General features: G+C 33.6%; 14 protein-coding genes. 7 read left to right on the forward strand and 7 right to left on the reverse strand.

The annotated features are described in order from the left end of the window. Nucleotides 1–4 precede the first annotated feature (4 nt). Genes nuoH through NTZ27_01630 form a run of 5 tightly spaced genes read right to left on the reverse strand, consistent with a single transcriptional unit; the run spans nucleotide 5 to nucleotide 3636 of the window. On the reverse strand, nucleotides 5–1072 hold the full coding sequence (gene nuoH, locus NTZ27_01610; GenBank protein MCX6173434.1) for an NADH-quinone oxidoreductase subunit NuoH: 1068 nt from the start codon (nucleotides 1070–1072) through the stop codon (nucleotides 5–7). After that, nucleotides 1072–2187: an NADH-quinone oxidoreductase subunit D gene (locus NTZ27_01615; protein ID MCX6173435.1), complete on the reverse strand. Its 1116-nt coding sequence runs from the start codon at nucleotides 2185–2187 to the stop codon at nucleotides 1072–1074. The genes nuoH and NTZ27_01615 overlap by 1 nt, the downstream gene beginning before the upstream one ends. Nucleotide 2188: 1 nt before the next feature. Then, nucleotides 2189–2719: an NADH-quinone oxidoreductase subunit C gene (locus tag NTZ27_01620; GenBank protein MCX6173436.1), complete on the reverse strand. Its 531-nt coding sequence runs from the start codon at nucleotides 2717–2719 to the stop codon at nucleotides 2189–2191. Continuing rightward, nucleotides 2716–3207, reverse strand: a complete 492-nt coding sequence (gene nuoB, locus NTZ27_01625) for an NADH-quinone oxidoreductase subunit NuoB (GenBank protein ID MCX6173437.1) — start codon at nucleotides 3205–3207, stop codon at nucleotides 2716–2718. Before nuoB ends, NTZ27_01620 begins: the two co-directional genes overlap by 4 nt. A 21-nt stretch (nucleotides 3208–3228) precedes the next feature. Continuing rightward, a complete protein-coding gene (locus NTZ27_01630; GenBank protein ID MCX6173438.1) occupies nucleotides 3229–3636 on the reverse strand; it encodes an NADH-quinone oxidoreductase subunit A in 408 nt (135 codons plus the stop codon). A gap of 143 nt (nucleotides 3637–3779) precedes the next feature. On the opposite strand from NTZ27_01630, the gene NTZ27_01635 reads away from it, so the two are divergent. From NTZ27_01635 to NTZ27_01645, 3 genes are all read left to right on the forward strand, one after another. Further along, complete coding sequence (locus tag NTZ27_01635) at nucleotides 3780–4739, forward strand: SPOR domain-containing protein (protein MCX6173439.1); 960 nt, start codon at nucleotides 3780–3782, stop codon at nucleotides 4737–4739. A gap of 69 nt (nucleotides 4740–4808) precedes the next feature. Next, nucleotides 4809–5321 (forward strand): peptide-methionine (R)-S-oxide reductase MsrB, encoded by a 513-nt coding sequence (gene msrB / locus NTZ27_01640; GenBank protein ID MCX6173440.1) that lies wholly within the window; start codon nucleotides 4809–4811, stop codon nucleotides 5319–5321. A 60-nt stretch (nucleotides 5322–5381) separates the two neighbouring features. Beyond that, the gene (locus NTZ27_01645) at nucleotides 5382–6257 is read left to right on the forward strand and encodes a hypothetical protein (protein MCX6173441.1); all 876 of its coding nucleotides are present in this window, start codon (nucleotides 5382–5384) and stop codon (nucleotides 6255–6257) included. A gap of 3 nt (nucleotides 6258–6260) precedes the next feature. Here the strand turns inward: NTZ27_01645 and NTZ27_01650 are convergent, their stop codons facing one another. Both NTZ27_01650 and NTZ27_01655 read right to left on the reverse strand, forming a co-directional pair. Continuing rightward, nucleotides 6261–7169, reverse strand: coding sequence for a DMT family transporter (locus tag NTZ27_01650; protein MCX6173442.1), 909 nt, complete (start codon nucleotides 7167–7169; stop codon nucleotides 6261–6263). Between the two features lie 81 nt (nucleotides 7170–7250). Continuing rightward, the gene (locus NTZ27_01655) at nucleotides 7251–8585 is read right to left on the reverse strand and encodes an MATE family efflux transporter (protein MCX6173443.1); all 1335 of its coding nucleotides are present in this window, start codon (nucleotides 8583–8585) and stop codon (nucleotides 7251–7253) included. 76 nt (nucleotides 8586–8661) lie between these two features. On the opposite strand from NTZ27_01655, the gene NTZ27_01660 reads away from it, so the two are divergent. From NTZ27_01660 to NTZ27_01675, 4 genes are all read left to right on the forward strand, one after another. Then, nucleotides 8662–10647, forward strand: coding sequence for a hypothetical protein (locus tag NTZ27_01660; GenBank protein MCX6173444.1), 1986 nt, complete (start codon nucleotides 8662–8664; stop codon nucleotides 10645–10647). 94 nt (nucleotides 10648–10741) lie between these two features. Further along, entirely contained in the window at nucleotides 10742–10906 is a 165-nt protein-coding gene (gene tatA / locus NTZ27_01665) for a twin-arginine translocase TatA/TatE family subunit (GenBank protein ID MCX6173445.1), read from the forward strand. Nucleotides 10907–11030: 124 nt separating this feature from the next. Further along, nucleotides 11031–12941 carry a molecular chaperone HtpG gene (gene htpG, locus NTZ27_01670; GenBank protein MCX6173446.1) on the forward strand — a complete coding sequence of 637 codons (1911 nt, stop codon included), beginning with the start codon at nucleotides 11031–11033 and terminating at the stop codon, nucleotides 12939–12941. A gap of 117 nt (nucleotides 12942–13058) precedes the next feature. Next, nucleotides 13059–14048, forward strand: coding sequence for a class I SAM-dependent methyltransferase (locus NTZ27_01675; GenBank protein MCX6173447.1), 990 nt, complete (start codon nucleotides 13059–13061; stop codon nucleotides 14046–14048). Nucleotides 14049–14074: the final 26 nt, after the last annotated feature.

Raw genomic sequence — 14074 nt, forward strand, 5'->3', positions numbered from 1 at the left:
CTATTTATAGTATAGAAATTATTCCAATGATAATTAAGTTTATGAATGCGTAAGGAATTAAATATTTCCAGCAAACGGTCATAAGTTGATCAACTCGTAATCGGGGAAGTGTCCAACGTAACCACATCTGGATAAATACCAATGTTACTCCTTTTACTATGAACCAGAATCCTTGTTCAAATGGAACGAGCCATTGAGCGCCAATCGTATTTCCTAAATAACCAAACGGAGATTGATAACCACCGAAAAATAAAATTGAAATAATTGCACTGACGGCAAACATATTACCGTATTCAGCAAGCATGAACATTCCCCATTTCATCCCGCAATATTCGGTAAAATAGCCGGCCACTAATTCTGATTCAGCTTCGGGAATGTCGAATGGTACTCGATTAACTTCTGCAAGTGTGCTAGTAAAGATGATCAATGCACCTACAATCATAAATGGGATCAATAAAAATTTTGATAAACCGAAAACCGCTCCGCCGAAAATATTCCAATTCCAAAAAGAAGCTGTTTGCATTTGGCTTATTTTATCTAAGCTTAATGTTCCGGTAAGCATAACCATTGAAAGTACAATCAAAGCAGTCGGAATTTCATAACTAATAATTTGAGCAGCTGCACGCATTGCACCAAGTAAAGAATATTTATTATTTGCCGACCATCCGGCCATTAATATTCCAGCTACAACTAAACTGGAAATTGCAAGAACATAAAAAAGTCCTATTTCAACTTCACTACCGAGTAGTTTACTAGAGAAGGGAATAACTGCATATACAGCAAAACTTCCGGTGAAGACAAGAACAGGAGCGATATTATAAAGAGTTTTGTCTGCATCCGTTGCAATAATATCTTCTTTCTGCAGCATCTTCATTAAATCTGCAACAGTCTGAAGCCAGCCATGCCAACCCGTGCGCATTGGACCTAACCTATCTTGCATATGTGCTGAAACTTTTCTTTCCAACCAAATACCAAAGAGTGCAAAGACAAGAATTATGGTAAGCGGAACCACTGCAACAAGTAATCCTGCAATTATTTCGTTACCAATCAAGTTGTAAAAGAATTGATACATTATCTGTCTATCTCTCCTAAAACAATATCTAAACTTCCAAGAATTGCAATTACGTCTGCCACTAAATGACCTTTACACAATTCTCCCATGAGTTCAAGATTTACAAATGATGGTGCGCGAACCTTCACTCTGAATGGATTTAGGTTACCATCGCTAATTATAAAATATCCTAATTCGCCGCGCGGATTTTCTACGCGGGAATAAACTGTGCCCTTAGGTGGTTTAATTCTTTTAGGAATTGCAGAATGAACATCTCCTTCAGGGATATTATCAATAGCTTGTTCGATAATTCGTAAACTTTGTTCCATCTCTAGAACTCGAACATAATAACGATCCCAGCAATCACCAACAGTTCCAACTAAACCTTTACCTGTTGGAATCTCAAAATCAAAACGATTATAAATTGAATAAGGATCCTCTCTACGAACATCAAATGATAAACCGCTGCCTCGCAATACGGGACCGCTTGCACCAAAATTTATTGCTGTGTCAAGAGGAAGAATACCAACATTTGCAGTTCGTTCAATAAAAATTTTATTGAATGTTAGAAGATTATTCAACTCAACTATTGTAGGACGGAAATGATTAATGAATTCTTTTGTTTTTCTTATAAAGTCTGGGTGTATATCATGTGAAAGCCCACCAATCCACATATAATTATATAGCATTCTCGCACCGCAAGTCATTTCAAAGAGACTTAAAATATATTCGCGATCACGGAAGAGATAAAGAAAGGGTGTCAGAGCGCCTATGTCTGCACCATTTGTAGCAATTGCAACCAAATGCGATGCAATTCTCTGTAGTTCAGCCATAATAACACGAATATACTCTACACGTTCAGGAATTTGAGTACCTAACAATTTTTCTACAGCTATAACGTAGCCAAAATTATTACCCATAGCTGCCAAATAGTCTAATCTATCTGTATATGGAATTACTTGAGGATAAGTCATCGCTTCAGCGTGTTTTTCAAAACATCTATGTAAATAACCAATATGAGGTTTGACACTTAATATTAGTTCGCCTTCAATCTCAAGCTCAAGTCTCAATACACCATGTGTAGATGGGTGTTGTGGACCCATATTAAGAACCATTGTTTCTGTTTTGAATGCCATATCAGTAGGGGACCTTCATACCTTTATAAAATTCGGGGTTCTTATAATCCTTTCTAAGCGGGTAACCTGCTTCCCAATCGTAAGGCATTAATATTCTTCTTAAGTCTGGATGATTTAGAAATATGATCCCGAGCATATCGAAAGCTTCACATTCGTGCCAATCAGAAGTTCTCCAAACATTATAAACAGATTCAACTTTAGGATTTTCTCTTGGTGTAGAAACTTTTAAGGTAATTTTTTGTTTCAAACTTGTTGAATGTAAATGATAGTAAACACTTAGAATACCACCACTTATCATATCTGTTCCATCTTCATCTTTAGCCTTAGTTCCATTAGCATCATCGACTCCGGAGAGAACCATTAGACTATCAAATTTTAGCTCATCACGATCACGTAAGAATGCTCCGATTTTATGTATTTGCATAGAATCAATGGAAATAATAGGTTCTGTGGGAGTTTCTTTATCTAAACCCAAAATCGCTTCGGCAAACTCATTCTTTAATAATTCAAAGATTTCTTCAGGATTCTTCATGCAATTTTCTTTCTTAAAGATTCATTACGAATTTTTTCTTGTAATTTGAGTAAACCTTCTAATAATGCTTCGGGTCTTGGTGGACAACCTGGAACGTAAACATCAACCGGGATCACGCGATCAATTCCTTTTAGTACATGATAACCGTGTTCCCAATAAGGACCACCACAGTTAGCGCAGCTACCCATAGAAATTATATATTTTGGATCGGGCATTTGTTCGTAAAGCCTTTTTATGCGGGTAGCCATCTTTAATGTAACAGTGCCTGAAATAATTATTGCGTCAGCTTGTCGAGGAGTATTTCTGGGGATAACACCGAAGCGATCAAAATCGTAGTGTGAAGCGGAAGTAGCCATCATTTCAATTGCACAGCATGCAAGACCGAAACCTAGCTGCCAAATTGATGAAAGTCTAGCCCAGTTCATTAAGTCATCAACTTTTGCGAGGACTATATTACCGTCAGAAAACTCTTTATCTAATAAACCCATTAATATTCTCTTTTCGAAAAATTAAGACTTCGGTTTTAATATTTCATCTAACTGTGGTGGTTTCGGATGCGGACGAGCCCATTCCAAATCGCCTTTTCGCCACTCATAAGCCATACCTAGACCTAAAACTAAAAGAAATATTAGCCCGACAAGAAAGCCATAAACACCATATTCTTTATAAATAAGTGCCCAAGGGAAAAGTAGAACGACTTCTACATCAAAAATGAGGAAAATTAGAGCAACAACATAAAATCGGATGTTAAATTTTACCCAGGGTGAGCCTTGAGGATTTTCACCACATTCATAAGTTAAATATTTTTCGCGGGTAGGTCTATTTGGGCTTAAAAGTTTTGAAATAATGAATACTGCAACCACAAAAACGATTGCAAGCATAATAAAAATCAGAATTTTCCCGAATTCAGTAAGCATCAAGTTTCAAAAAATGTTGCGTGCAAAATAGCACATCCAAGTATTTTTGTCAAGAAATTGTATAAGATTTCATCCATTGAATAAAAATTTTTATGAATTTTTTTTTAATTAAATTTGTATCAGTTACTAAGAAAAGTTTTAGAATGAGAAAACAAAACCTAATTATTTTTATTCTTGTTTTGTGTGGAATAGAACTTTACGCACAATCACCCGGACAAAAGTGGGAAAGTGTTTTCGAATCTAAAGATCAAATAGTATATGTTGATACTTCCAGCATAAAGCAGTTCGAAAATCAGATTTCGGTCTTAAGCATAACTTCATATAAACAACCGCAATTAATTGAATCCTTAAATAAGGAAGCAAAAAGTGTAAAATCGCAAATACTTTTTAATGCGGCTTCTAAAAAGTACACTGTTATAGGAACACTTTATTATGATAAAGATCTAAAAATACTTGGTGAAACGTCATTACCAGGATTTACATCCGGCAGCGAAAATTTTTCGATTCCCTTGGAAGGAAATGAAACTATGACAATTGTATTCAACAAATCAGTCGAATTCTTAAAAAGCGGTGTTGCAGTAATTGAACAGAAAGATTTTTCTAAAAGCAGTGATAAGAACAAAGAACTTTCAAATGCTGATTCTCGGAGAAGTAAATTGTCAGGTAATCAGTTAAATAAAACAACAAAAGATTCTGTAAATGCAAAAGATCGAGTAGCTCTTTTCCTTAGTAAAAAAGATTCTATTCAAAAATCTTCACAGATAAACAATAATATCAAAACCTTCGATGACAAGACGAAATCAGGCACTAATTTGAAAGTCTCTATAACTGAGAAGAAAAAGGATAAACTCTTACAGAAGGGAAATGAAAGTGAAACAAATCCCAAGAGCACAATATTTACAGATGGAACAAAATATTCCTTTCAAGTTTCATCATGGAAAAATAAATCAAAAGCCGAAAGTGAAGTTGCAAGATTAAAATCCGAAGGTCACAATTCCTTTATCACTGAAGGGTATGTTAAAGGTACTACATGGTACCGTGTTCGAATCGGATATTTTAATTCCCTCGAAGAAACTGAAAAGTACATGAAAAAAGTAAAATAATTTTTTGTAAGGTATTACTTACTCTACATTCCGTCTCTACTAATGATTCAAAAAAAAAAAAGGTTTACAATGAAGAAGAATATATTTCTTTTCATGTTGTTGATTCTTGCAACAAGCATAATCATCTGTGCACAGCAAAATATAAAATTAGATAATTCGAAAGGGAAAGAAATGAATGTGAAAGTTCAAAAGACAGATAAGGAATGGAAAGAATCCTTAACTCCCGAACAGTATCAAGTATTGAGAGAGAAAGGAACTGAAAAACCATTTACAGGTAAATACTGGAACTCTGATGAAAAAGGGATATACAATTGTGCAGCATGCGGACAAGTTCTATTTGATTCCGACACGAAATTTGATGCCGGCTGCGGATGGCCGAGCTTTTCAGATGTTGTAAATAATAAAAATGTGATTTTAAAAGATGATAATAGTTCAGGTATACACAGAATTGAAGTTATGTGCAGCAATTGCGGCGGACATTTAGGGCATGTGTTTGATGATGGACCGAAACCTACAGGGCAACGGTTTTGTATCAATTCTGCTTCAATAGTGTTTGAGAAAAAGAAAAATGATGTGCACTAATAAATGTATTGCCGCAATAATTTTTCTCTTCTAAATTGGAATACAAAAAGACGAGGGACTATGAAAAGATATTTGTTTGCTCTGATATGTCTTGTGCTTGTTTACACAAATAATGCTCAGATAAAAAATCCTAATCTTAATGCTTTGATTGCAACAGAATATGCATTTATATCTTCTGCTGCCGAAATCGGAACTAGAGATGCATTCCTAAAATTTATAGCAGATGACGGAATTATCTTTAGACCTAATGCAGTTAATGGAAAGACATATCTAAGTAACGCACCCAAAAGACCAGGCTTACTTAGCTGGTATCCAACATATGTAGGGATTTCACGTGATGGAGATATGGGTTTTACAACCGGTCCGGCAGATTTTAAAAAAGATAAAGACAGTTCGGCTATTTGGTTTGGTAATTTTTCTACAGTTTGGCAAAGACAATTAGATGGTAAATTTAGATTCGTTATTGATATGGGTAGTAGCAATAATAAACCGACGGAACAATATATTCCCCTTAAATATGAAATGATTAGTTCGAATTCATCTTATCTAAGAAAGGGAATGAAAAGAATAAAATCTGATGAACTTTTTAATAACGATAAAAAATTTACAATGATAATTTCTAAAATTGGTGTTGCATCAACATATAAGAAATTTATTAATGAAGAATCACGATTACTTCGAGATGAACTTTATCCAATAATTGGAACTACCGCGATTACGGATTATTTTACAAAAAATATCGGAACCTATATATTTAATCCTATTGGAGGAAAAATTTCTTCATCAAAAGATCTTGGTTTTACTTATGGCGAGTTAAAGATTACTAACTCCGATGAAAATAAAAACGGAACTTACAATTATATGCACATCTGGAAGAAAGAAGGGAGGCGATGGATAATCATTATTGATGTTGCGAATAAACTGGAAACAAAATAAAAACTAACTCTTCACGTTGTTAAGATTGATTCGCGAAACTTTTATTATACTGAAGATCAACACTGCCACACCAATCCATTGAACCGGATTCAAAATATTACGATGAATAAAATATTCAAGTACTACTGCTGTTAGAGGAAATGCCAATTCGCAAATTGTTGCAACAGAAGCTGTGATTTTTTTTAGCCCGTAGTAATATAAAAAAATTGCAGCTCCGCCCGTCGTAAATGCAATTATTAAAAAGATCATCCATTGATAAGAAGATACACTTGAAATTGTTTTAATATCTCCCATCAAAGTTGCAATTACTATCATTATAATAGTAGATAATAAAAATCTTAAATAAGTACCCATTTCAAAACCAACATCTCTTAATGCTCTTTTACTAAAAACTGTTGATGAACTAAAACTTACTGCGGCAATCAATGAAAAACCTGCCGCAACTAATGTCTTATCTCCGGTTAAAAAATTCGGGAGTGAAAAACCGAATGTCATAAAATATGCACCTGTTACAGCAAGAAATGCCCAGAAGAAAAATATTTTTGGAAGTTTTTCCTTCAATAAAATTCCGGCAAGCGACAATGCAAATACAGGTTGAAGTTTTTGGATCAGTATAACGATTGAAAGATTTACAAAATTGACATAGAAAAGAGCTTTTGTTATTGCCATCGTTCCAATGGCTCCGCCAAATAGTGCAACTCCAAAAAAAGCAAGCCAATCTAGTCTGGAAAGAACTTTCATCTTGGAATATTGTCTTATAAATATTGGCGATAATAATATAGCAACGATTGTACTTTCAATAAATACTACCAGCGGGACTGGTAAACTATAAAGAGCTGGACGTAAAACAATTCCATCGAATCCCCAAAGAGCTGCGGCGACAATAACAAATAGTGGGGCTAATCTTCCCATTCATCCTTCTTTCTATTAATTAGATTATAAAGTGTGGACAAAAATAAATATTATTTCACTATTAAATAGGATTTAGACGGTCTAATCCAAAAATATTTTTTTACTTTTAATATTAAATCTGAAAAGCATTGTTATACCTAATGAAGCTAATCCTAAAAGTAAACCGACCCAAATTCCAGCCGCACCGAATTTGAAAACAAAACCAAGAAGATAAGATATGGGTATTGCAACGACCCAATAAGATAATATTGATATCAATAATGGAATTTTTACATCAGTCAATCCTCTTAGAATTCCAATTCCAGTAGCTTGTAATCCGTCAAAGAGCTGAAATAATCCTGCTATAATTAAAAGTACACTTGCAACTTCGATTACTTCCGGGTTACTATTATAAAATGTTGGAAGAATATTCCTAAATAGAAAAAAGATAGTAGCAAATGTTAACATCACGGCTGAAGCCAAACCCAACGCACTGAATCCAGCCAAACGAATTTGGCTTATGTTCTTTTTCCCAACTGCATCACCGACACGAATGGTACCCGCAGATGCGATTCCCAAAATAATCATATAAGTTGCCGAAGCTAAACTAATCGCAATCTGATGCGCAGCAAGTTGTTTTGCACCAATCCACCCGATCATTATTGCACCGAATGAAAAAGCTCCGACTTCCAACAAATATTGAAAACCACTTGGTAATCCAATGCTGATTAATTTTCGTATTAGATTATTATCTACAGGTTTAATTTTGAATTTTGGTTCATAAATTTTTACTCGTACATATTTTAAAGTGAAGATCATAAGAGCAGCAGCCATAACCCAACGCGTTGTTGTTGTTGCAATACCGGCGCCAGATAGACCCATTGCCGGGAAACCAAAATTACCGTAGATAAAAATCCAGTTTAGAAATGCGTTCAATAGATTTGCAGCGATTGCAATTACCATCGGCGGATTTGGAATTGATAACCCTTCCAGAAATTGTCGATAACACTGAAAAACCATAAACGGAATTACTGATAGAGTTAAAATCTGTAAATATGGTATTGCTTCTCTAACAACTTCTTTTGGTTGATTCATGTGTGGGATAAGAAATGATAATGAGAAAGTGCCTAACATTAATACTATTGAGAATATCACATTGACCAGTAATGAATGATTCAGAATTTTTCCGCAATCATTTTGATTATTTGAACCTTTAGCAATTGCAATTAAAGGAGTTGAAGCATATGTCATTCCAATGCCAACAACTATAACAAGAAAAAATAATCCATTCACTAGTGAAGCAGCGGCAAGAGAAGTATAACTGACTTTACCAACCATCAAACTGTCAACTACACCCATCATTACATGTCCCAATTGTCCTAAGGAAATTGGTAATGCAAGTTTGATAGTCTCTTTTATATGCGTTCTAAAATTCATCTTCTATGTTTTGTTAGATAAATAACTCTAAACGAAAATTAGTAAATTGTAGCCACAACTCATTATTAATATAGAAATGAAATACTCAAAAATATTTGCATACGGTTTGCTTGCAATAATTATTGCTCTCTTTATTTCTAACATGCTTGATGTAAGATTTATTCAGGATGATGCTTATACTTCTTTGCGTTACGTAAAAATTTTTTTGGAAGGGAAGGGTTTGGTATTCAATGAAGGAGAGCGGGTAGAAGGATATACAAATTTTTTATGGATTATGATTTTAAGCGGAATAGAATTTCTAAAACGAAATTTCCATCTTGCTTTTGATCTTGAAAATACCGCACAGTTATTGTCAATTATTTTTAGCATTTGTGTCTTAATCTTAACATATATCCTTTCTAAAATGATAAATCAAGAAAGAGAAAATGAGTCTTCATTAGAAAGAATTATTTATGAATTAAAAAATCTTTTACCGGTTTTCCTCTTAGCATTTTCAACTCCAATGGTTTATTGGGGAGTGAGTGCGATGGAAACAACTTTATTTGTTTCCTTAATCTTACTATCTATTATATATTACTTAAAAGGAGAGAACAGCAAGCCAAACATTGCTTTTGTTATTGTCTCGGTTTTGAATTCACTTCTACGTCCCGAAGGATTAATATTTTTTGTCCTGATAATATTTCATAAAATATTATTCAATTTTTTCGAAAGGAAAGTACAGGAAGAGAAAAAATCCATATCAGTGATATTTGATAAGATTACCCGTAAAGAAATTTTATTTTTCCTTGTTCCTTTGGCTACCTACATTATTTTCCGATGGGTTTATTACGGTTATCCTTTGCCCAATACATTTTACGCAAAAACAGAATTTACTCTTCAATTCTTACAGCGCGGAATAAATTACTTCTATGATTTTGCACGCTCATATTTGTTATACGGATTTGTTTTAATTCTGCCGATAGTTTTATTCAGAAATAAAATCACTATTAAAAATTTCACACTATTGTTTGGGTTGAACATTTCATGGACAGTTATTGTAATTTTAATAGGCGGAGATGTTCTTCCAATCCATCGTTTCTTTCTTCCTATTATGCCGATAATTATGATTCTATTTGTTAAAGCTGTTGTTGAAATTATCGAAAAAATCTTTTCACGAAAAAAAATAATTCTTCAACCGGTTCTCATATTTGCTTTTGTTCTAATATCTCTGTTTGGTTATCTGAACTATGGCAATCAAAAAAATGAAATTATGAATAAGCGATCTTATGAAGCGGGGTTAGTGAAGAAAATGAAAATTTATGCGGAATGGGTAAAAGAAAAGAGTGACCATAAAGAAAGAAAAATTTCCGTTGCTTTATCAACTATTGGCTCATTCTCATATTTCTCTGATGCAAAAGTAATTGACCTTGTTGGACTAACAGATGAATATACTGCACATAACCCGAAAGAAGTTTATGGAATTAATGATGAACTTCCCGTTTTGTGGAAAGAAAGACATTATAATTCTGAATATGTTCTTTCGCAAAAACCGGATTATATAATTTTCCCCGCCGGGGCAAAACCAAGCGCATTTGCAGAATGTGCCGTCTTTGTCCAAAAAGAATTTCAAAAAAATTATTATACACAATTGTTTTATTCTGAAGAATTGCATCAACTCTTACCTATATTCACTCGCCGGGAATTTCCAGTTGAAATTGAAGCATGTGATGTTAAGTTTATGAAATATTATATAAACGCCTATAATGATTTATTGAATATGATTTCAAGCGGAAACAAAAATAGTCTGCAAATGATTTTACAAGATTGCGATTTAATAATTCAATTTTGTCCGTCAAGAAAATCAGACGCACTTACAATAAAAGGTTTGGCATTCTATCATGCAGGGCAAATACTTGTAGCGGAACAATATTTAACAAAAGCTGTTGAACTTGATGAAACAAATTCTATTGCACGGATTTACTTAAAAAATATTTTTGTTAAACTTGGCAAAATTAATGAAGCCGGAAAACTTCTTGCTCAAATAAAAAGATATTCTCCCGATGCTCTGCCTAATTTGGAATAATCTAAAAAGATTATGAAACTTTTTTTGAAAAACAGTTTTGTAAACAATGTAATTGTATCTATTTTTTAATCAGATAAAAAAGAAAGGTTGCTATATGGAAAATATTGGCTTTGGGGAACTTCTTATAATCGTACTAATTCTTGTTTTGTTATTTGGCGGTAAGAAAATTCCGGAATTAGCAAAAGGAATTGGACAGGGTATTAGATCATTCAAAAAAGCATTAAGTGGAGAAGAAGAAGATAAATCCAAAAAAGAATAATTAAATGAACTTTAATTATTCGGGTTGATGGAATAATCTTCTCTTCTTATTTTTGCACCAAATTAAACAAACAATATTTGTTTATCATTTCTTAGCAATTTCATTTAGCATTATGGAGGAAAGAATGAGCGGGAGTCAAACTGCAAAAAAATATGAGTTCAAAGCGGAAGTTAAAAAGCTGCTTGATATCCTTGCCCACTCACTTTACACGAGTAGAGAAATATTTCTGCGGGAATTAATTTCAAACGCTTCAGATGCATTAGATAAATTTCGTTTCGAATCGAACCGTGGCTCAGAAATATCCGATAAAGATTTACCGTTAGAAATTAAAATTGAATTCGATGAGAAGAATAAAATTCTCAAGGTTATTGATACTGGAATTGGAATGACTCGCGATGAATTGATAGCAAATATTGGAACAATTGCAAAATCCGGTACTGAAGAATTTGTAAAGATGATAGCCGAAACTAAAGCTGATGCGGGTAATATTATCGGAAAATTCGGAGTCGGTTTCTATTCTGTTTTTATGGTTGCAAAAGAAGTTGAAATACAAACAAAATCTTTCCGCATTGATGAACCGGCTATCAAATGGAAGTCTGACGGATTAGGCGATTATGAACTTGAAGAACTTAAAGGTAAGCATTTACGCGGGACAGAAATTGTTATTCATCTTAAAGATGATTCAGCAGAGTATGCACAAAAATGGCAGCTTGAAAATATTATTAAAAAACATTCCAATTTTATTTCCTATCCGATCTTACTCGGCTCTGAAAAGATAAACACTGTAACAGCACTTTGGCGTGAACCGAAAAGTTCGATCAAGAAAGAACAATATGATGAGTTCTATAAGTTCCTTTCGTATGATAATGATCCGCCGATGGATATTATTCATAAATCAGTTGATGCACCAATTCAGTTTAATGTACTTTTGTTTATTCCAAAAAAGAGTAGCGAGTTTTTCTGGTATGACCGCGAGAATTACGGTTTAGATTTATATGTACGAAGAGTTTTAATCCAGCATAAGAATAAAGATTTATTGCCGGAGTATATGAGTTTTGTAAAAGGCGTAGTTGATTCCGAAGATCTTCCGTTAAATATTTCGCGCGAGACGCTGCAAGAAAATATTGTCTTCTCAAAAATAGCATCGAGTGTAACTGCGGCTGTATTAAGTTATCTCTCTGATAAAACTAAAAATGATTTAACTGGTTATATTGAATTTTGGAAAGAGCATGGGAAAATATTCAAACTGGGTTATCAAGATTTTACTAATCATGAAAAATATATTGAATTGCTAAGATTCAATTCTTCTACTTGTAAGGATAAGGATGAACTTATTTCTTTAGCAGATTATTCTTCTCGTATGAAGGAAGGGCAGAAGGAAATTTATTATATAACCGGAGTGAATCGGGAAGCGATTGCTCTTGATCCTCACATGGAAATATTTAAGAGTAAAGGTTTGGAAGTTTTATTCTTACTCGATCCAGTTGATGAATTTGTTATTCAAGCTATCCGTAAATACAAAGAATATGATTTTAAATCGGCAGATTTGGTGGATTGGAAGAAACTGAGCGACTTAAAAAATATTGAAGAGAAGAAAAGTGAATTGGATGATTTGAATAAAGATGATGAAAAGCATTTTTTCAGTCTGCTTTCTAAAATGAAAAGTATTTTATCCGATAGAGTCGAAGACGTAGTAAAGTCTAACAGATTGGTTGACAGCGCTTCCTGCGTTGTATCAAAGGATGAAGGGTTATCGGCTTCGATGCAGAAAATATTGAAAATGGCGAACAAAGAAATGGGCGAGCAGAAAAAAATATTTGAAGTTAACCCAAATCATAAATTGGTACGTAACCTTCTAAAAATATTCAAAGCTGATGCAGACGATGATTTTATCAGAAATGCAACCGAACAGCTTTTTGAATCCGCACTATTGCAAGAGGGAAGTCTGGACGATCCGCACAAACTTGTAAAAAGAATAAATCAGTCTTTAGAGCAATCAAGTGAATGGTATGTTGAAGTAAAAAAATATAATTGATTATCCCGTAAAAGGTTTAATGCACCTGCACTTTGTGCGGGCTTTTTTATTTTAAATCAATTATGTTATGTTAGTTCTAATAGAATTCATTATTACACAAAATGGAAAAGAAATTTGTTGAATAATTTTATCAATATTTATGATTTCTTTGAACTGATCCGCATGTTAAAAACGAATCCCAAAATAATATCTAAAATTACAAACAAAATATTTTTTGGGCAGAAACAAAAAGTAAAATCAACATGGGCACATACGGATTCCGCCCCAATTCATTGGTGGAATATACCGGAAGTTATTTCCCGGTGGAATTTTATGATTACCGGCGATCCGCAAAAAGAGTATTACTGTTATTTCTCTGAAAAATATTTATCAGGATCGTCTCTATTAACTGCTTTATCTTTAGGGTGCGGGACAGGTCATAGAGAATTGAAATGGGCAGAGACGAAAAAGTTTAAAATGATTGATGCATACGATCTTTCTGAAACAAGAATTGAGTTTGCTCGAAAGATGGCAAAACAGAATAAAATGAATAGTATGATCAGCTATCATGCTGAGGATATCTATAAAATTCCTCTTAAAGAAAATTATTACGACGTAATCTTTGGCGAACAATCACTTCATCATTTTACACCATTAGAAGAATTATTTGTTCGGGTAAAAAAAATGATGAAACCAGGCGGTTATTTTGTTATAAATGAATATGTAGGATCGAATCGATTCCAATGGAAAGAAGAGCAATTGAAAGCTGCCAATGATTTGTTGAACCAGCTTCAAACAAAATATAAAACATACTGGCAGCAGAATACGATAAAAAAAAGAATTTTTAGTCCCAGCCGATTGCGGATGTTATTAAATGATCCGTCGGAAGCTGTTGAATCTGAAAACATTCTACCGCTGATGGATAAACATTTCCAATTAATAGAATTAAAAAATTACGGCGGAACAATTTTACAATTGGTATTTGATAAAATTGCGCATAATTTCTTGAGTGATGAACTTGAAACAAAAGAAATTCTATCGCGTTGTTTTAATTATGAGGATAAACTTATTGCAGACGGTATATTGAAGAGCGATTTTGTTTTTGCCGTATTCAAAAATAAAAGCTAATTGTTTTTGCGGCACTTTATTAAATT

The sequence above is a fragment of the Ignavibacteriales bacterium genome (assembly GCA_026390775.1).
Taxonomy (GTDB): Bacteria; Bacteroidota; Ignavibacteria; order Ignavibacteriales; family Melioribacteraceae; genus Fen-1258.

What these genes read in the sequence shown, in the direction of transcription:
- nuoH (MCX6173434.1), bottom strand. Translation starts at nt 1,072, where the DNA reads ATGTATCAATTCTTTTACAACTTGATTGGTAACGAAATAATTGCAGGA.
- NTZ27_01615 (MCX6173435.1), bottom strand. Translation starts at nt 2,187, where the DNA reads ATGGCATTCAAAACAGAAACAATGGTTCTTAATATGGGTCCACAACAC.
- NTZ27_01620 (MCX6173436.1), bottom strand. Translation starts at nt 2,719, where the DNA reads ATGAAGAATCCTGAAGAAATCTTTGAATTATTAAAGAATGAGTTTGCC.
- nuoB (MCX6173437.1), bottom strand. Translation starts at nt 3,207, where the DNA reads ATGGGTTTATTAGATAAAGAGTTTTCTGACGGTAATATAGTCCTCGCA.
- NTZ27_01630 (MCX6173438.1), bottom strand. Translation starts at nt 3,636, where the DNA reads ATGCTTACTGAATTCGGGAAAATTCTGATTTTTATTATGCTTGCAATC.
- NTZ27_01635 (MCX6173439.1), top strand. Translation starts at nt 3,780, where the DNA reads ATGAGAAAACAAAACCTAATTATTTTTATTCTTGTTTTGTGTGGAATA.
- msrB (MCX6173440.1), top strand. Translation starts at nt 4,809, where the DNA reads ATGAAGAAGAATATATTTCTTTTCATGTTGTTGATTCTTGCAACAAGC.
- NTZ27_01645 (MCX6173441.1), top strand. Translation starts at nt 5,382, where the DNA reads ATGAAAAGATATTTGTTTGCTCTGATATGTCTTGTGCTTGTTTACACA.
- NTZ27_01650 (MCX6173442.1), bottom strand. Translation starts at nt 7,169, where the DNA reads ATGGGAAGATTAGCCCCACTATTTGTTATTGTCGCCGCAGCTCTTTGG.
- NTZ27_01655 (MCX6173443.1), bottom strand. Translation starts at nt 8,585, where the DNA reads ATGAATTTTAGAACGCATATAAAAGAGACTATCAAACTTGCATTACCA.
- NTZ27_01660 (MCX6173444.1), top strand. Translation starts at nt 8,662, where the DNA reads ATGAAATACTCAAAAATATTTGCATACGGTTTGCTTGCAATAATTATT.
- tatA (MCX6173445.1), top strand. Translation starts at nt 10,742, where the DNA reads ATGGAAAATATTGGCTTTGGGGAACTTCTTATAATCGTACTAATTCTT.
- htpG (MCX6173446.1), top strand. Translation starts at nt 11,031, where the DNA reads ATGAGCGGGAGTCAAACTGCAAAAAAATATGAGTTCAAAGCGGAAGTT.